Origin of the sequence: Sphingomonas abietis (genome assembly GCF_027625475.1) — a bacterium.
In the GTDB taxonomy this organism is placed as follows: Bacteria; Pseudomonadota; Alphaproteobacteria; order Sphingomonadales; family Sphingomonadaceae; genus Solisphingomonas; species Solisphingomonas abietis.
This window is the reverse complement of sequence record NZ_CP115174.1, coordinates 248,037-264,785: the sequence shown is the minus strand read 5'-3', so window position 1 is coordinate 264,785 and position 16,749 is coordinate 248,037. Positions and strand designations below refer to the sequence as shown.

Below are 16,749 nucleotides of genomic sequence, written 5' to 3'. Positions count from 1 at the left end.
ATGATGCGTGGCAATGCGGTGTCGGAAATGGTCGGGCATGGCGGCCTAGCCCCGCGCCCGCAGGCGTCGGCGGAGCCACGCCCGAAGGGGTTCGTCCCAGCAGCGGGCGGCGATCCAGGCGATCCCGAGCAACGCCGGCACGAGCGCGAGGCCGATCCCGATCAGTGCGGTCTGCGACGGCCTGTCGTTCGCCACATAGTTCATCCACACGTACAGCAACGGGAAATGGGTCATGTAGAGCGGGTAGGACAGTCGGCCACTCGCCCTGCACAGGCCGGTCATGCCGCGTCCCGCATCGGAGTGGCTGCCGGCCATCACGATGAACGGGAACAGCATCGTCACGCAGGCTGCTTCGTAGAGGCCGTTGATCCTGATGCCGCCCACCGGCGGCAGCGTCGGGAACGCCATCGCGGCGACCATGATGACGGTCAGCGGCAGCCAGCCGAGGCGGAGGCGCGGCAGCCGCTGTCTCGCCCGGTACAGCCACAGCCCCGTGACGAACGGGAAGCAAAGGCGCACCGGCGCCATCCAGAGGCTGTGCCAGTCCGATCCCTGATCGAGGCTGCCGAGATAGACGGCGCATCCCACCAGCAGCGCGCCGCTTGCCCATGCAAGGATGCCCAGCGCACGGTCCGACAGGTGCCGCAGCAGGAGCGCATAGGCGATGTTGCCGACATATTCCTGCAGCAGGCTCCAGCACGGGCCGTTCAGCGGATGCGTATCTGTCCAGCGGTTGGCGAGCGACGGCGCCGGCAGCAGCAGCAGGCCGAGCGCGAAGGCGAGCCATATCCGTGGCAGCGGCGCATTCTGGGCCGCGCCGGCCAACGGATCGAACAGGTAGCTGGCCAGGCCGAGAAGCACGCCCAGGATGACGAGCGGGTGCAGCCGGATCAGCCGCAGCGTCAGGAAGTGGCCGATACCCATCCGCCCCCAGCGATCGTCATAGGCATAAGCGATGACGAAGCCGGACAGCATGAAGAAGAAATCCACCGCCAGCGGAGCGTGATGGAGGATGACCTTCGCCCCGTCCCAGAAGACGGTGATTCCCTGGATATGAAACAGGACGACCAGCATGGCGGCGGTGCCGCGCAGGCCATCGAGCACCTCGAAATGCTCTTTGCCCGTGGCGGTTCGGTCGGGCGCCGCGGCAGACGCCGAGGCGTCCATATCCCTGTTCCTCGCCGATTGGCGCAGTGCCCGCGCGACTTCCATCCATCCTCCCTTTATTATTGGGACAAGGAGGTGAGTGATTTAACGCTAAATCACAAGCCGCTATTTCACAGGACCGAAGCGCGTTCGACCATCAGGAACGGCAATATGATATCGCGGGGCGCGTGATCGTGATCCGGCTCCCTGACCGCCTGCGCCAGACAGGCCATGGCCTCGGTGGCCATCATTTTGAGCGGTTGCCTGATCGTCGTGAGCTGTGGCCACACGCGCGTCGCGATCATCGTGTCGTCAAAGCCGGTGACGGAGAGATCCCGGGGCAGCGCAAGCCCTCGCTGGTGCGCCACCCACAGGATGGCGGCCGCCATGTCGTCATTGCCGGCCACGATGGCGTCCGGCCGCACCGCCGATCCGAGGAGCATTTCGGCCGCCACCAAGCCGGACGGGAATGTGAAGTCGCCGTCCACGCAGAGGCGGGGATCATAGGCCAGGCCGGCCGCCGCCAGCGCATCGCGATAGCCCTCGACGCGCGCGACGCTGTCGGAATGCCGGCGCGGCCCGGTCACCATCGCGATCTGCCGGCGCCCTTTGGCGATCAGATGGTCCGTGATGGCGCGCGCTGCCGCGCGGTTGTCGATCCGAACGGTGGAAATGTTCGGCAACGGCGCAGCGGTCGCGATCGCCGCTATGGGGACGCCGAGATCGAGACGGTGCGCATCCTCGCCCATCATCTCGGCATAGGGCGGCAGCAACAGCAAGGCCTGCGCGCCTTTCGCCACCATGTCTCGCGCGACGTCGGTGATGCGTTCGGGCGCCGCATGGTCCAGCGGCCGGATATGAAGCTGGATGCCCCGTTCGGCGGCGACCACCGCCACCGCCGCAAGCATCGCGTCGATGAAGATGCTCTCCACGTCGGTGTAGATCAGCCCGATATGGGCGACCGCGGAGCCCACCAGCCGTCGCGCCGACTGGTTGGGGACATAGCCCAGGCGCGCGATCGCCGCGAGCACGCGCTCCCGCGTCGCCATACCGACCCGCCCCCGCTGGTTGATGACGTTCGACACCGTCATCGCCGAGACCGACGCCGATCGGGCGACGTCCGCGATCGTGAGGCGATTGGAATCTTGTCGTGGCCGTCCCATGCGCCTGCCATGCTGAGCGATCGTCCCGCGCGGCATGATCGAACCGGCGCGCCGGGGCAAGCGATCACGCGACGGGCGGCGCGCCCCGCAGGCCGGGGCCTCAGCGCAGGGCGGTGACGACCGGCGCCCGGCGCCGCATCAGCGCGTAGACCAGCGCGATCGCGATGGCGGCGGCGACGGCGGCGAAGAGGAACGGCGCGCGATATCCCGCCGCCCCGGCCAGCACGCCGGCGACCGGCCCGGTGACGCACAACGCCACGTCGGTGAACATCGAATAGGCGCCGATCGCCGCGCCGCGATTCTGCGGCGGCACCAGATCGACGACGATCATCCCCAGCGCCGGGAAGAGCAGGGCAAAGCCGAAGCCCGCGGTCGCCGCGCCGAGCACCGCCATGCTCGGGACGAAGGCCAGCCAGACGATCAGCAGGCCGACGGCCTCTACCGAAAGGAATGAGAAGGCGACGATGAGACCGCCATGTCTGGCGATGCTGTTCACGAAGATCAGGCGTGCCAGGATGAATGCGACGCCGAAAGCGCTGATCGCGATCCAGGCGTTCGGCCAGCCATGCGCGCCGTAATAGAGAGCGATGAAGGCGGTGATCACGCCGAAGCCGATCGCGCCGAGGCCGAGCGCCAGGCCATAGGGCAGCACCCGGCTGAACACGGCGGCAAAGGGCAGGCGATCGCTGGCATGGGTGGTGATGTTCGCCTGCGGCCAGGCGAAGGCGAAACCGGCCACGCCGACGCTCAGCAACGCGACGCCCACCGCCGCCAGGCCCCAGAGATGGAGCAGCACCACGCCGGCCGGCGCGCCGAGCGCGATCGCGGCATAGGTGGCAATGCCGTTCCACGAGATGACCCGTGCGGTATGCTCCGGCCCGGTGCGGCCGATCCCCCATGCGATGGCGCCGGTGCCGACCAGGCTTTCGCCGAAGCCGAGGATGATCCGGCTGGCGAAGAGCGTGCCCAGCGCCAGCACCGGACGAGCGGCGAGCAGCGCGGCGGCGATGAGGACGGCGCCGCTGCCCACGCTGCACGCAAAGCCGATCAGGATGGCCCGCTTAGGCCCCGACCGATCGACCATCGGGCCGACGATCCCGCGACTGACGATCGTCGCGACATATTGGATGGAGATCGCCAGCCCGGCGAGCGCGGCGCTATAACCAAGATCATCGCGCACCCAGCCGGGAAGAACGGCAAGCGGCAACCCGACGGCGAAATAGGTCAGCGCCGTGCAGGTGACGCTGAGCAGGATCAGGATCTTCGGTCGGTTCGGCGCCATCACGTTGCTCAAAAAATAGGAAAATTTATGCTGCACCGCACATAAGCCGATCGCAGGCGAGGTCAAACCGGTGCCGATGCGAACTTGGTCGGCGGGATTGCACATTGCACATGTTGCCCTGATCGGCCGCCCCGCAAGGCGATCCCATACACCGGATTCCGGCCCGCATGATCGGTGCGGAATGCGTCGCGAAGGCGGCCGCCAACCGGCCGGACAGCCGTCGCGACATATTGCACCGCAATGCGTTTGCAGATGCAAAAAGCGGATGGCCGCCTTAGAGGGCTATATTCAGCGGTATATATCCTGCGGAAAGGTCGATTTTTGCGACAGCTTCGGTTCGGCACTCCAGCGGCTCTGGTCATGGGCCTCGTCACCAGCATACCGGTATCGGCGCAGGACAGCCCCTCGCACCGGGACATCATCGTCACCGGCGCCAGCGACGACGCCGTCCACGCCCAGACGCAAAGGGCATCGCTGGGGCCGCTCGGCACCGTCGACGTCCACGACACCCCCAATGCGATCGACATCGTGCCCACCGCGCTGATCGAGCAGCAGCAGCTCCGCAACGTCCAGGATGCGCTGCGCTATCTGCCCTCGGTCCAGGGCGACGGCGCCCGGCCGCAGAGCCGGGGCTTCCAGGGCAGCGTCGTCCAGAACAGCCGGATCGATGGCTTCAACATCGTCTCCACCACCGACTATCCGGCGCAGCAATTCCAGGACATCCAGGTGCTCAACGGGCTGTCCGGCGCGATCTACGGCCCGACCAACCCGGCCGGCACCTTCGAATATACGCTCAAGCGCCCGACCGCGACGCCGATGGCCTATGCGCGCGTCGGCTATGGCTCGGGCGATCTGTGGCTCGAGCATCTCGATGCGTCCGACACCGCGCTGCACGGCCTGATCGGCGTCCGCGCCAACCTGCTCAACGAGGCCGGCGAAGGCTATCTGGATAGCAGCCATGTCAGCCGCCAGCTCGCCAGCCTCGCCTTCGACATCCATGCCACGCCGACGACGGTGATCGAGCTCAACGGCAGCTATTATCGCTACGTCACTGATGGCGTCGAACCGAGCTTCGCGACGGCGGCGAACGTCGCCTTCCCCGCCACCATCGATCCCTCGAAGCCCGGCTACGCGCAACCCTATGCCGGCCAGCGCAACCACACTTATACGGGCAGCGCCAAGCTCAAGCAGGATCTCGGCGGCGACTGGCATCTTGTGGTCGGCGTGCTCGATCAGGTCGCCGATCGCGACACCAGCCAGATCACCGACACGATCACCAACGCCTCCACCGGCGCCTATACCGCGACGATCCAGACATCGACCGCCAGCCGCTTCACCATCCTGTCCAACCAGGCCTATCTCGACGGCAGCTTCGACACGGGGCCGTTGCATCACAGCCTCGCCATCGGCACCAACGGCTTCGTGTGGAAGAACTTCAATCCCACTGGCGGCAAGACCTTCACGCTCGGCTCGGCGACGCTCGCCGATCCGCGTGCCTTCGCGCGGCCGGCATTGCCCGATTACACCGATCGCTACCGCTCGTCGCGCGCGTGGCAGCAGGTGCTGGTGGCGAGCGACCGGATCAGCCTCGGCGATCATTGGAGCGCGGTGCTGACCGGCAGCGAGAGCTGGCTCGGCTCGGTCAATTCGGCGGCGACGGGCGCGACGACGAGCCGCTCGTCGAACAACGGGTTCAGCCCGTCGGTCAGCCTCGTCTACAAGCCGGTCGACAGGCTGATGTTCTACGCGACCTATGCCGATAGCCTGCAGCAGGGCGACACCGCGCCGGCGGGCGCCAGCAACCAGAACCAGATCCTCGCGCCGTTCCGATCGAAACAATATGAAGGCGGCGCCAAGCTCGGTCTCAAGGCGCTCGACCTGACGCTGGCGGTCTTCCAGATCAGCCGCCCCTTCGCCTACATCAATGCGAGCACGCTGGCGTTCGAGCAGGACGGCAAGCAGCGCAACCGCGGCGCCGAGCTGATGGCCAATGGCCGCATCCTGCCGGGGCTCACCGCGTTCGGCGGGATCACCTATCTCGATCCCAAGCTGCTGAACACGGCCTCCGCCGCGACCGACGACACGCGCATCGTCGGCCTGTCGCGCTGGGTGATGAGCTCGCTGTTCACCTGGGACGTGCCGCATGTGCCGGGCTTCCAGCTCACCGCCTTCGTCCGCCACGCCAGCAACCGGCCGACCGACGACCAGAACCGTTTCTTCGCCCCGGGCTATACCACGGTCGATCTCGGCGCGCAGAAGATGGTGCCGCTCGACGGCCATCAAGTCACCTTCCGCGTGGATGTCGCCAACATCACCGACAAGCATTATCTGACCAACATCGTGCCGGGCGGGCTCAACGGCTATACCGGCGCGGGCAACGCCTCGGCGTCGCTCGGCCAGCCGCGCACCGTCTCCGCCTCGATGGCGGTGGCGCTGTGAGGCGGATCGCCCTCCCCGCGCTGCTGGCACTGGCGATGCCGGCGCTGATCGGCGCCGCGCCTACCGCGCCGCCGCCGATCGCCGACCTCTGGTACGCGCACAATGCGATGACGATGATGATGGGCGCCGCCTCGAGCATCCGCGTCACCGTCGACACGCCGACCGCGCAGCCCTGGATGTTCCGTATCGCCCCAGTCCTCAACCAGGCACAGATCGTCGCGGTCGGCTCCGCCAATGCCGAGACGCTCGCCGGGCATGGCGTGAAGCTCGTCTTCACCGCGCAGGCGCCCGAGGCGGCGCGGCTCAAGGCGCTCGGCATCGATGCGCGCGACATGTCCTTCTCCGACGTGCCCGGCATGGCGCGGAGTCTGCGCGAAACCGCCGCCGCGATCGGCACGCCGCTCGCCCACCAGCGGCTTGACGCCTACGAAGCCTATACCGCCGGCGTGTTGCGCAAGCTGCACGCCACGGTCGGCGCGCTGCCCGAGAGCAGCAAGCCGCGTGTGCTTCATCTCGTCTCCTGGTCACCGCTCAAAGCCGATGGGGCGGGCACGATGATCGACACCTGGATCCGCGAAGCCGGCGGCCGCAACGCCGCCGAAGGCCTGGTCGGCAACCAGAAGCCGATCTCGATCGAGCAGATCGCCCAGTGGAATCCCGACATCATCATCGTCGGCGGCCCCGCCAAGGGCCCCGATGACCATCCCTGGGTGGGCGTGCCGGCGATGGCCGGCCGGCGGATCGTGCGCAATCCGGCTGGCGTCTTCCCCTGGGATCGCTACGGCCCCGAATTCGCGCTCCAGCTGCAATGGGCGGCGCAGCTCTTCCATCCCAAGCAGGCAAAGATCGGCGACATGGCCGCCGAGACCCAGCGCTTTTATCAGCGCTTCTACGGCTACCGGCTGAGCGATACCGATGCGCATCGCATCCTCGCCTCGCTGCCGCCCGCGCCCTGAGCCGCACGCGATGCGCCAAAGCCTGACGCTGTCGATCCTGCTGCTCGTCCTCGTCGTCGCGGGATCGGCGTGCATCGGCCGCTATCCGATCGCACCCACCGCGCTGCTCGGCCTGTTCGGGATCGGCGGTCCCAGCGGCGATCCGATCGCGGTGACTTTGCTGTGGCACGAGCGACTGCCGCGCATCCTCGGCGCGATGCTCGTCGGCGGTGGTCTCGCCAGCGCCGGCGCCGCCTATCAGGGGGTGTTCCGCAACCCGCTGGTGTCGCCCGACCTGCTCGGCGTGCTCGCGGGCAGCGGCTTCGGCGCGGCGGTGGCGATCCTACTCGATCTTCCGCCCGCAGCGCGGATGGCGCTGACCTTCGCGGGCGGCGCCGCGGCGGTGGCGCTCGGCGTGCTGGTGGCGCGGCTGTTCGGCGATCGCGACGATGCGGGCGGCGGCGGCATCCTGCTGCTGGTGTTCGGCGGGCTCGTCAGCGGCGCCTTGTTCACCGCCTTGCTGTCTCTCGCCAAATATGTCGCCGATCCGCAGAACACGCTCGCCGACATCGTCTTCTGGCTGCTCGGCAGCCTCACCGGCGCGGGCGGCCCGGCGCTCGCCATCGCCGGCGTGCCGCTGGCGATCGGCATCGCGCTGCTGATCGGCTGCGGACGTTTCCTCGACCTGCTCGTGCTCGCCGACGACGAGGCGCTGAGCCTCGGTGTGCCGGTTCGCCAACTCCGCCTGGTCGTGATCGCGATCGCCACCGCGACCTGCGCGCTGACCGTGACGCTGGCGGGCACGATCGGCTGGGTCGGGCTCGTCGTGCCGCATATCGTGCGGCTGCTTACCGGCCCCGCGCATCGTCGGCTGATGCCGGTCTGCGCCTGCGTCGGCGCGGCGTTTCTGGTGGTCGCGGACACGCTCGCGCGCACGCTCACTCCTTCCGAGATCCCGATCGGGATCGTCACCGATCTGGTCGGCGTGATCGCCTTCCTGTGCGTGCTGCCGCGCGTCCGCCGGGGCTGGGCATGAGCCTGCGCGCCGAAGCCCTCTCGCTCAGCCGCGATGGGCGGCCGGTGCTGCGCGACGTCTCGCTCGCGTTGGAGCCGGGCGAGATGGTCGCGCTGCTCGGCGCCAACGGATCGGGCAAGACGACGCTGCTGCGGCTGCTGCTCGGGCTGCTCAAGCCCGATGCCGGGCGCGTGCTGCTCGACGGCGAGCCGATCGCGTCGCTGTCGCGCCGGCAGATCGCCACCCGCATCGCCTATGTGCCGCAGAGCCACCAGCCGACCTTCCCCTTCACCGTCGCCGAGATGGTCGCGATGGGCCGCGCGCCCGCGACCGGCTGGGATCGCCGCAGGACGGCCGACACGATCACCGGCGAGGCGATCGAGCGCGTCGGCATCGCGCATCTCGCCGACCGGCTCTACACCGCGCTGTCGGGCGGCGAGCGCCAGTCGGTGCTGATCGCGCGCGCGCTTGCGCAAGGCGCGCGGACGCTGGTGATGGACGAGCCGACCGCGGCGCTCGATCTCGGCCAGCGCGAGCGGCTGATGACGCTGCTCCAGCAACTGTCCGCAGACGGCTTCGCCGTGCTCGCGACGACGCACGACCCGGATCAGGCGCTGCGCCGCTTCGGCCGTGCCATCGCGCTGCACGAGGGTCATGTCATCGCCGACGGGCCTTCGCGCACCGTCATCGATCGCGCGCTGCTCAGCCGATGCTATGATATTCCCGACACCGTGCTGGATCGTCTCGGTGGCGCCGTCCCGTAACCCATCGCCTGGGCCGGGTTTACGGCGCGACCATGGCTATAGATCGGAGATTTCCGCGAATAGCCCGCGCATCGCCGAATCAGCACGGAAGAAGACAGGCGGCGCCCCCAATGTCGCGCCGATCGTCACCCGCGTGCCCCCGCCAAAGGCTTCGCCGGACCACAGATGCACCCACTCAGCGCCGGCCGGCAGATAGACCGGCCAGTCGATGCGATCGGCCTCGAGAACAGGCGCGACGAGCAGGTCTCGGCCGTAGAGAAAAGCGTCGTCCACCGCGAAGGCGTTCGGATCCGCCTCATGGTGCAGGAACAGCGGCCGCTGCAAGGGCAGGCCCGTCGCGACGGCCTCGTCGCACAGCGTCGCCACATAGGGGGCCAGCGCGGCATGGATGCGGCTCATCCGCGCGAAATGATCGAGCACCTGCGGATCGCCGTCGAGCTGGAGATTCTCGTCGGGCCGATTGCCTTCATGGCTGCGCATCACCGGCGAAAAGGCGGAAAGCTCGCTCCAGCGCATCATCAGCCCGGGCGTGCGGACATTGCCGAACAGGCTGGTGTAGCCGCCAAGATCGCTGTGGTGATAGGCGTTGCCGAGCAACCCCGACGACAACGCCGCGCGGATCACGGTGCCGATCCCGTCATGCCGCGAGAAATCGACCGACTGGTCGCCGGCCCAGAGCAGCGGGCAATATCGCGAGACCCCGGTGAACCCCGCGCGCATGAAGAACACCGCCTCGCCGGTCTGCCCGCGCGCGGCGACGGCCCGCGCGTTGATCTCGGCCCAGATCGTCGGCCAGGCATTGTGGGCGAGCATCCCGTCGAGGCCGTTGGCGAGGCGCACGTCGGTGGGCAGATATTCGCCGAAATCGGCCATCCAGCCGGCCAGACCGAGATCGAGCATCTCCTGACCGATCACCCGCTCGGCGAACCAGTCGGCGGCGGCCGGACTGGTGAAGTCGACGATGCCGCAGTCGAACTCACCGAAATCGACCAGATAGGGCTCGTCGGCATCGAGTTTCAGCGCCAGATGCCCGGCCGCCAGCGCCTCCTGGTAGAGACCGCCGTCGATCGCCAGATAGGGGTTCACATAGCCGAGGAAGCGGATGCCGCGTGTCGCCAGTGCGGCGATCCGCGCGCGCAGATCGGGATAGCGGGCCTCATTGGCCGTCCAGTCCCAGAACAGCCGCTTGCCGAAGCTGGTGACGCGCAGGCCGACCCAATCCTCGCACCACAGGCCGGTGACGGCGGCGCCGGCGGCGATGATCGCCTCCATCCGCGCAAAGCTGCGCTCACCGTCCTTGAGCCCGAGGATCGCGCCCGAAAAGGCCCAGTCGGGCAGCCGTGGCGGCCGGCCGAAGCGGGTCGAGAGCTGGCCGACCAGATCGACGAAGCGATCGGCGGCGAACCATTCTATCGCCTCGGGAATCGCCCAGGCCTCGATCTCGTGGAAGGCCGGATCGCGGAAGTCGAACGCGCTGTAGGCGGTCGTCTCGACATGCAGCGCGTAGCGGCGCGAGGACAGCCAGGTCGGCTGGGGGTAATTGGTGTTCCAATAGTCGCCGCCGCCTTGCCCGGCGACATCGGCCTGGAAGGTGATCGCGCTGGCCTTGTCGCGGCCGACGCCCGGCTCCGAGGTCCATAGCGGGAAGCGGCGGCCGCGGAGCCCGAAATAGGAAAGCTGTTCGCCGGCGCCCCAGAGCTGCTCGTCCGGCTCGGCGACGATCCGCAGCCAGAAACGGTTGAGCGCGGGATCGGTGGCGACGGGGCGCAGCGTCGCGCCGTCGAGATCGAGATACAGCAGCGGCGGTGCGTCAGCATGAGCGGCCAGCGCGATGCGGGCGCCATCGAAGGTGGCATGGCGCAGCGCGATGCGCTCGTCGAGCCGATCGGATATGTCGAAATTGCCGCGCACCATCGCGATGTCGGGTCGGCCGCGCCCCACGAACAGGGCGGGGGAATCCGGCCGGTGACGGACGATCAGACGGCCATCCAGCGTCAGGTCGAACCCGCCATCGATCGCGACGAGGCGCAACGCATCCATGACCGGCAGGCTCAATCGCGGCTCAGCGGCGCGTGATCGAGCCGGGGGAGGACATGGCGGGCGAACAGGTCGGCCTCGGCGGCGTGGGGATAACCCGACAGGATGAACGCCTCGATCCCCATGGCGCGATAGGCCTGGAGCTTGGCGAACACCTGATCGGGATCGCCGACGATCGCCGCGCCCGCGCCCGATCGTGCCCGGCCGATGCCGGTCCACAGATGGGCCTCGGCATAGCCATCATCGGCGGCGCCCTCGCGCAGCGCCGCCTGCGCGGCGACGCCGACGGACTGCGAATCGAGCGATTTCGCGCGGATCGCGGCGCCCTCGCTCGCGTCGAGCTTGGAGAGCAGCCGGTCGGCGGCGGTGCGCGCCTCGGCCTCGGTATCGCGCACCACGACATGGGCGCGATAGCCGAAGCGCAGCGTGCGGCCATGCTTCGCGGCGCGGCCGCGCATGTCGGCGATGATCGCCTGCACCGCCTCGATCCTGTCGGGCCACATCAGATAGACGTCGCAGCCCTGCGCCGCCGCCTCGCGGGCGTCCTCGGAAAGGCCGCCGAAGTAGAGCGGCGGGGCCTTGCCGGACACGGTGCCGATCCGCGGCGGATCGATCTTGAGCGTCCAGAACTCGCCGTCATGATCGAGCGACTGACCGTTCAGCAGCGTCTTGAGGATGTGCATCGCCTCGATCGTGCGGCGGTAGCGGGCCGCGGAGGGCAGCGTCTCGCCGGGCAGATCGGAGGAGATGATGTTGACGGCGAGCCGGCCGCCCAGAATGCGATCGATCGTGGCGATCTGGCGGGCCAGCTGCGGCGGCCAGCTCTCGCCGACGCGCACCGCCATCAGCAGCGCGATGCGCTTGAGCATCGGCGCGATCGCGGCGGCGAAGGCGGTGGTGTCGATGCCGAGCTGATAGCCCGAGGGCAGCAGGATATTGTCGAAGCCGCCGCTTTCCGCCTGCAGCACGATGTCGCGGCAATGCTCGAAACTGGATTTCAGCGCGGGATCGGGCTGGCCGAGAAATTCGTAATCATCGTCACACAGGGCCGAGAACCAGCTGACTTCGCAGGGGCCGGGCGCCGATCCATCGGTCATGGCAGGGACTCTCCCATCGAAGCCTGCAACACGGCATACCATTCGGTGCGCGTCCATCGCGGTTTGTAGGCGTCGGCGGCGGCGCGGATACGCTGCGGGTTTTGCGTGCCGACGATCGGGATCGGCCGGGCCGGATGCACCATGATCCAGCTATAGGCGGCGGCGGCGCGATCGACGCCGGCGTCCGCCGCCTTGGCGTCGAGCAAAGCCGCGACGGCCTGGCTGCGCGCATCCTCGGCCCGCGCCAGCCGGCCGCCGCCGAGCGGCGACCAGGCGAGCAGCGCCATGTCGCGCTCCATCGCCTGATCGACGATACCGTCGAACAGCGGCGCGAGGTGCAGCGCGGAGAATTCCGGCTGGTGGCTGACCAGCGGCACCGGCAGGAAATGGGCCAGCGCCGCCGCCTGCGCCGGCGTGTGGTTGGAGACGCCGATCGCGACGATCTTACCGGCCTGCCGCGCATCGTCGAGCGTGCGAGCGACCTCCTGCGGATGAGTCAGCAGATCGGGCCGGTGGATCTGATAGAGCTCGACGCGATCGGTGCCGAGGCGGGCGAGCGAATCGTCGATCGCCCCCGCCAGCGCGGTCGGACCCGAATCATAAGGCACGCCCATGCGGATGCCGCCCTTGGTGGCGAGCACCATCCGGTCGCGCAGCGCCGGTGTCTCGGCGAGCACCCGGCCGAGCAGCGCTTCCGCCGCACCGAACGGCTCGCCATTGTCCGGGCCATAGATATCGGCGGTGTCGAACAGCGTGATGCCGGCGTCGAACGCCGCCTCGATCCGGGCACGGGCGGCAGCGACATCATCGCCGGCAAAGCGCCACATGCCCCAGGCGAGGGCGCTGACGGTCAATCCGCTGCCGCCAAGCGGGCGATGCGGGGCGGGGCTGCTGAGCGGAGGGCTGATATCGGTCACCCCGCGCCCATGCCATGCGGTGGCGGCCAGCAAAAGGGGGCGTCTGCACTGATCCCTAGCCTTGCACTCAAGTTTCCCTTTGCCGGCCCCAAGAAGCTCTCGGGCTGCAAATGGCCGAACATAGAGGCAGCTACGTCCCCAGCGAGCGGAAAGCGGACGAACAGAAGGGGCGAGCCATAGTGCGTAGGACGATGACGAGTGCTGCGGCACTGTTGGCAGGGCTGGCGATGCCGGCCTGGGCGCAGACCGCGGCACCCGCCGCCCCGGCCGGCGCGAACGGCCCCGGCGAGATCGTGGTCACCGCGCAGAAGCGCAGCGAGCGCCTGCAGGAGGTGCCGCTGGCGGTCTCGGTGGTGAAGGGCGACGCGCTGTCGGCGCAGGGCAAGCCCAATATCCAGGGCGCGGTCGCCCTCGTCCCCTCGCTCAACGTGCTCCAGTCGGGCACCACCCTCAACCAATCGATCTTCCTGCGCGGAGTCGGCACCTCGTCCTTCTCGATCGCGGGCGAGCCGTCGGTCTCCACGGTGCTGGACGGCGTCGTCTATGCCCGTTCGGGCGAGGCGTTCGGCGATCTGATCGACATCGATCGGATGGAGGTGCTGCGCGGCCCGCAGGGCACGCTGTTCGGCAAGAACGCCTCCGCCGGCGTCATCAACATCGTCTCGCAGCAACCGACCGCGCGGTTCGGCGGATCGTTCGAGAGCAGCTATTATAGCGGCAACGAGTTTCGCGAGCGCGCGGTGCTCAACGTGCCGATCACCCCGACCCTGCTGACCCGCTTCACCGGCTTCTACGGCAGCTATGACGGCAACATCCACAATGTCGCGCCGAACGTCGATCACAAGGTCAATGGCTACAAGCATTATGGCGGCCGCGAGCAGGTGACGTGGGAACCGTCCGACAAGGCGAAATTCGCCTTCATCGCCGATTATCACCATAACAATGACGACTGCTGCGCCGAGATCATCGGCACCGGCGCGCTGACGTCGGCCGGCGTGCCGACCAGCAGCGCCGCCTTCCAGGTGCTGCCGACCCCCAAGGGCGACAAGAGCCGCACCGTCGATCAGGATTTGGTCACCCGCACCAGGGAGACCGGCTACGGCTTCTCGCTGCAGGGCGACTTCGCGCTCGGCACCCAGACGGTCACGACGATCACCGCCTATCGCCACTGGAAGAACACCGAGATCCGCGATGGCGACTGGCTGCCGCAGGCCTATATCGGGTTCAACCAGCTCCACGATTTCGGCCCGGAGACCTCGCACACCTTCAGCCAGGAGATCCGGCTGGCCTCGCCGGTCCACCAGCTGCTGTCCTATGTCGTCGGCGCTTATTATTCCAACGCCTGGTCGGAGCGGAAATTCACCCGCTACGATCAGGTCTGCACGCCGGCCAGCGGTGTCGCGCCGACCACGCTGACGCCCTGCACCAGCCCGCTGGCCAACGCCTCGACCTATCCGACCGGCACCGCCGACTTCGGCTCGCGCTTCAAGAATCTCGCACTGTTCGGGCAGGGCACGCTCAACCTCACCGATCGCTTCCGCTTCATCGGCGGCGCGCGCTACACGATGGACCAGCTCAACGTCTTCGCGATCCGCCGCACGACGCTGGCCGGGCCGGGGATCAACAGCAATTTCGATCAGGGTGTCTATGACGCCACCGTCGCCGGACTCAGCAACCCCGGCAGCTATTCCAACGGCGTGCCGTGGCAGGGCAAGGCGACCAGCACCAACCTGTCGGGCAAGGCGGCGCTGCAATATGACGTGACGCGGGGCACCACCGCCTATGTCAGCTACACGCGCGGCTATAAGGGGCCGGCGTTCAACGTCTTCTACAACCTGACCGCGACCGGCACCAACGTGATCGCGCCGGAAACCTCCAACGCCTTCGAGGCGGGGCTCAAGAACACGCTGTTCGGTGGCACGCTGGTGCTCAACATCGACGCCTTCTACACCAAATATCACAATTTCCAGGCGAACAACCCGGATCTGGTGGCGGGCGTGGTGACGACCCGCTTCACCAATGCCGGCACCGTCTCGACCCGCGGCGCCGAGGCCGATCTGGTCTGGCGCCCGCTGCGCGATCTCGCGATCAATGGCGGCGTCGCCTATACCGACGCGCATGTCGACCGCTTCAAGGTCGCGCCGGGCGCGGCGGCGACCGCGATCATCCCGTCGGGCACGCCGCTCATCTATGCGCCCAAGTGGAAGGGCTCGCTGTCGGCCGATTATCGCTGGCGCACCGGCGGCCCGATCGACGTCTTCCTCGGCGCGCAGGGCAGCTATGAGAGCAAGGAGCTTTCCCAATTCTCGCCCGATCCGGTGGTGCGCGCGCAGACCACCATCCACGGCTATGCGCTGGTCAACCTGTCCGCCGGGATCGGCGACACCCATGATCGCTATCGCCTGACCTTCCAGGTCCGCAACCTCACCGACGAGAGCTTCGCGGCAGCGATCCAGAGCGGCGGGCCGGGCGGCTCGTACCGCTACCAGATTTCGCGCGACGCCGATCGCTACTGGGGCGTCACCGGCCGGGTGAATTTCTGATCTCCGGCGGGGGTCGGCGGCGCGGCCGGCCCCGTCAGTCCGCCGCCATCTCGATGCGCGGCACCAGCCACTGGATCAGCGCCAGCGCGACCAGATAGGAGCCGCCGCAGATCAGCAGCAGCGGGGCATAGCCGAAGCCGCCGTCGAGCGACCAGCCCGCCCCCTCGATCATCGCCATCCCCGCCAGATTGCCGGCGAAGGCGCCGATCCCGATCGCCGTCCCGACCCGGTGCGCGGGGAACAGGTCGGTCGCCATGCCGAACACGTTGGTCGAGAAGCCCTGATGCGCGAACAGCGCCAGCCCGAGCAGCCCCGCCGCCACCCAGGCGCTGTGGGTCAGCAGCAGCGCGGGGACCGGCAGGATCAGCAGCGCATAGAGCAGCAGCGAGCGCTTGCGCGCGCGGTTGGCGTCGGCCCCGCGGGCCATCAGCCGCCCCGGCAGCCAGCCGCCGCTCAGCGATCCGAGCGCGGCCATCGTGTAGATGAAGGCGACGGGCAGGCCGAGCGCGCCCTGATCGAGCCCGAACAGCCGGTGGAAGAGATCGGGCGCGAAGAACAGCAGGAACCACCACACCTCGTCGCTGAACGCCTTGGCGGCGATCAGCGCCCATTGCCGGCGATCGCGCAGCATGGCGCCCGAGGATATCCGGGGGGTGGCGTCGGCCGGCGCAGCCTGTGCGGGCGGGCGCGGGGCGAGCAGCCACAGTATCACCCAGACCAGCCCGGCACCGCCGGTCAGCAGGAAGGTCGCCCGCCATCCCAGCCACAGCGCGAGCGGCGGGATGATCAGCGGGGTGAGCACCGCGCCGAGATTGGGGGCCATGTTGCCGATGCCGATCATGATCGATCGCTGCTCCGGCGGGAAATAGGCCGCCGCGGTCTTGACCTGGGCCGGCGTGCCGATCGATTCTGCCGCCCCGAGCAGCGCGCGCACGCCGATGAAGCCGCCGACGCTGGTGACGACCGCATGGGCCATGCCGGCGAGGCTCCACACCCCGACCCCGATCGCGAAGCCGCGCCGCAGCCCGATCCGGTCGATGAACCAGCCGCTGCCTAGGAACGCCACGGCGGCGGCGAGCTGGAAGGCGGAGGCCATGTGGCTATAGTCGCGATCGTCCCAGCCGAACTGCGCTTGCAGGGTCGGTTTCAGCAGCGCGATCATCTGGCGATCGACATAGTTGAGCATGATCGCCGCGAACGCCAAAGCCACGATCATCCGCCGTGCGCCGCCCGCCATGTCGCGGGTCATCCTGTCTTTTCCATCGGCGCCACGGTTGTCCGCGGCGGGGTGCTGCGTCAAAGCACGGAATCTTGAAGGACGGATGCGATATCTTCCTGGCCGGCGCCGCCACGCCCGGCCCGACTGGCCGACAGCATCGCATCGCCGCCGATGGCATCGGCGCACGGACGC

Annotated in this window: 12 protein-coding genes; 5 read left to right on the top strand and 7 right to left on the bottom strand. The window is 68.4% G+C overall.

Features of this window, described 5'->3' with window-relative positions:
* Positions 1 to 45 precede the first annotated feature (45 nt).
* From PBT88_RS01345 to PBT88_RS01335, 3 genes are all read right to left on the bottom strand, one after another.
* Positions 46 to 1,167, bottom strand: a complete 1,122-nt coding sequence (locus PBT88_RS01345; RefSeq protein WP_270077466.1) for an acyltransferase family protein — start codon at positions 1,165 to 1,167, stop codon at positions 46 to 48.
* A 110-nt stretch (positions 1,168 to 1,277) separates the two neighbouring features.
* Complete coding sequence (locus PBT88_RS01340; RefSeq protein WP_270077465.1) at positions 1,278 to 2,237, bottom strand: LacI family DNA-binding transcriptional regulator; 960 nt, start codon at positions 2,235 to 2,237, stop codon at positions 1,278 to 1,280.
* A gap of 172 nt (positions 2,238 to 2,409) precedes the next feature.
* A complete protein-coding gene (locus PBT88_RS01335; RefSeq protein WP_270077464.1) occupies positions 2,410 to 3,627 on the bottom strand; it encodes an MFS transporter in 1,218 nt (405 codons plus the stop codon).
* A gap of 324 nt (positions 3,628 to 3,951) precedes the next feature.
* Here PBT88_RS01335 and PBT88_RS01330 point away from each other — a divergent pair, with 324 nt between their 5' ends.
* The 4 genes from PBT88_RS01330 to PBT88_RS01315 are packed head-to-tail and all read left to right on the top strand — an operon-like array spanning position 3,952 to position 8,744.
* On the top strand, positions 3,952 to 6,030 hold the full coding sequence (locus PBT88_RS01330) for a TonB-dependent receptor (protein ID WP_270077463.1): 2,079 nt from the start codon (positions 3,952 to 3,954) through the stop codon (positions 6,028 to 6,030).
* The gene (locus tag PBT88_RS01325; protein WP_270077462.1) at positions 6,027 to 6,986 is read left to right on the top strand and encodes an ABC transporter substrate-binding protein; all 960 of its coding nucleotides are present in this window, start codon (positions 6,027 to 6,029) and stop codon (positions 6,984 to 6,986) included. The genes PBT88_RS01330 and PBT88_RS01325 overlap by 4 nt, the downstream gene beginning before the upstream one ends.
* 10 nt (positions 6,987 to 6,996) lie before the next feature.
* Positions 6,997 to 8,001: a FecCD family ABC transporter permease gene (locus PBT88_RS01320; RefSeq protein ID WP_270077461.1), complete on the top strand. Its 1,005-nt coding sequence runs from the start codon at positions 6,997 to 6,999 to the stop codon at positions 7,999 to 8,001.
* A complete protein-coding gene (locus PBT88_RS01315) occupies positions 7,965 to 8,744 on the top strand; it encodes an ABC transporter ATP-binding protein (RefSeq protein ID WP_270077460.1) in 780 nt (259 codons plus the stop codon). Before PBT88_RS01320 ends, PBT88_RS01315 begins: the two co-directional genes overlap by 37 nt.
* A 36-nt stretch (positions 8,745 to 8,780) precedes the next feature.
* Here PBT88_RS01315 and PBT88_RS01310 read toward each other — a convergent pair whose 3' ends face one another.
* From PBT88_RS01310 to PBT88_RS01300, 3 genes are read right to left on the bottom strand one after another with little or no spacing between them, the layout of a single operon-like run.
* Positions 8,781 to 10,784: an alpha-glucosidase gene (locus PBT88_RS01310; RefSeq protein WP_270077459.1), complete on the bottom strand. Its 2,004-nt coding sequence runs from the start codon at positions 10,782 to 10,784 to the stop codon at positions 8,781 to 8,783.
* Between the two features lie 11 nt (positions 10,785 to 10,795).
* Positions 10,796 to 11,878 carry an LLM class flavin-dependent oxidoreductase gene (locus PBT88_RS01305; protein WP_270077458.1) on the bottom strand — a complete coding sequence of 361 codons (1,083 nt, stop codon included), beginning with the start codon at positions 11,876 to 11,878 and terminating at the stop codon, positions 10,796 to 10,798.
* Positions 11,875 to 12,705 (bottom strand): aldo/keto reductase, encoded by an 831-nt coding sequence (locus tag PBT88_RS01300; RefSeq protein WP_270079135.1) that lies wholly within the window; start codon positions 12,703 to 12,705, stop codon positions 11,875 to 11,877. Before PBT88_RS01300 ends, PBT88_RS01305 begins: the two co-directional genes overlap by 4 nt.
* Before the next feature lie 281 nt (positions 12,706 to 12,986).
* On the opposite strand from PBT88_RS01300, the gene PBT88_RS01295 reads away from it, so the two are divergent.
* A complete protein-coding gene (locus tag PBT88_RS01295; protein ID WP_270077457.1) occupies positions 12,987 to 15,338 on the top strand; it encodes a TonB-dependent receptor in 2,352 nt (783 codons plus the stop codon).
* A gap of 34 nt (positions 15,339 to 15,372) precedes the next feature.
* Here PBT88_RS01295 and PBT88_RS01290 read toward each other — a convergent pair whose 3' ends face one another.
* Positions 15,373 to 16,587, bottom strand: coding sequence for an MFS transporter (locus PBT88_RS01290; RefSeq protein WP_270077456.1), 1,215 nt, complete (start codon positions 16,585 to 16,587; stop codon positions 15,373 to 15,375).
* Between the last annotated feature and the right edge of the window lie 162 nt (positions 16,588 to 16,749).

Bases quoted from the DNA above. Each gene is read 5' to 3' on its own strand.
- PBT88_RS01345 (WP_270077466.1), bottom strand. From the start codon at position 1,167: ATGGACGCCTCGGCGTCTGCCGCGGCGCCCGACCGAACCGCCACGGGC.
- PBT88_RS01340 (WP_270077465.1), bottom strand. From the start codon at position 2,237: ATGACGGTGTCGAACGTCATCAACCAGCGGGGGCGGGTCGGTATGGCG.
- PBT88_RS01330 (WP_270077463.1), top strand. From the start codon at position 3,952: ATGGGCCTCGTCACCAGCATACCGGTATCGGCGCAGGACAGCCCCTCG.
- PBT88_RS01320 (WP_270077461.1), top strand. From the start codon at position 6,997: ATGCGCCAAAGCCTGACGCTGTCGATCCTGCTGCTCGTCCTCGTCGTC.
- PBT88_RS01310 (WP_270077459.1), bottom strand. From the start codon at position 10,784: ATGGATGCGTTGCGCCTCGTCGCGATCGATGGCGGGTTCGACCTGACG.
- PBT88_RS01305 (WP_270077458.1), bottom strand. From the start codon at position 11,878: ATGACCGATGGATCGGCGCCCGGCCCCTGCGAAGTCAGCTGGTTCTCG.
- PBT88_RS01300 (WP_270079135.1), bottom strand. From the start codon at position 12,705: ATGTGGCGCTTTGCCGGCGATGATGTCGCTGCCGCCCGTGCCCGGATC.
- PBT88_RS01295 (WP_270077457.1), top strand. From the start codon at position 12,987: ATGACGAGTGCTGCGGCACTGTTGGCAGGGCTGGCGATGCCGGCCTGG.
- PBT88_RS01290 (WP_270077456.1), bottom strand. From the start codon at position 16,587: ATGACCCGCGACATGGCGGGCGGCGCACGGCGGATGATCGTGGCTTTG.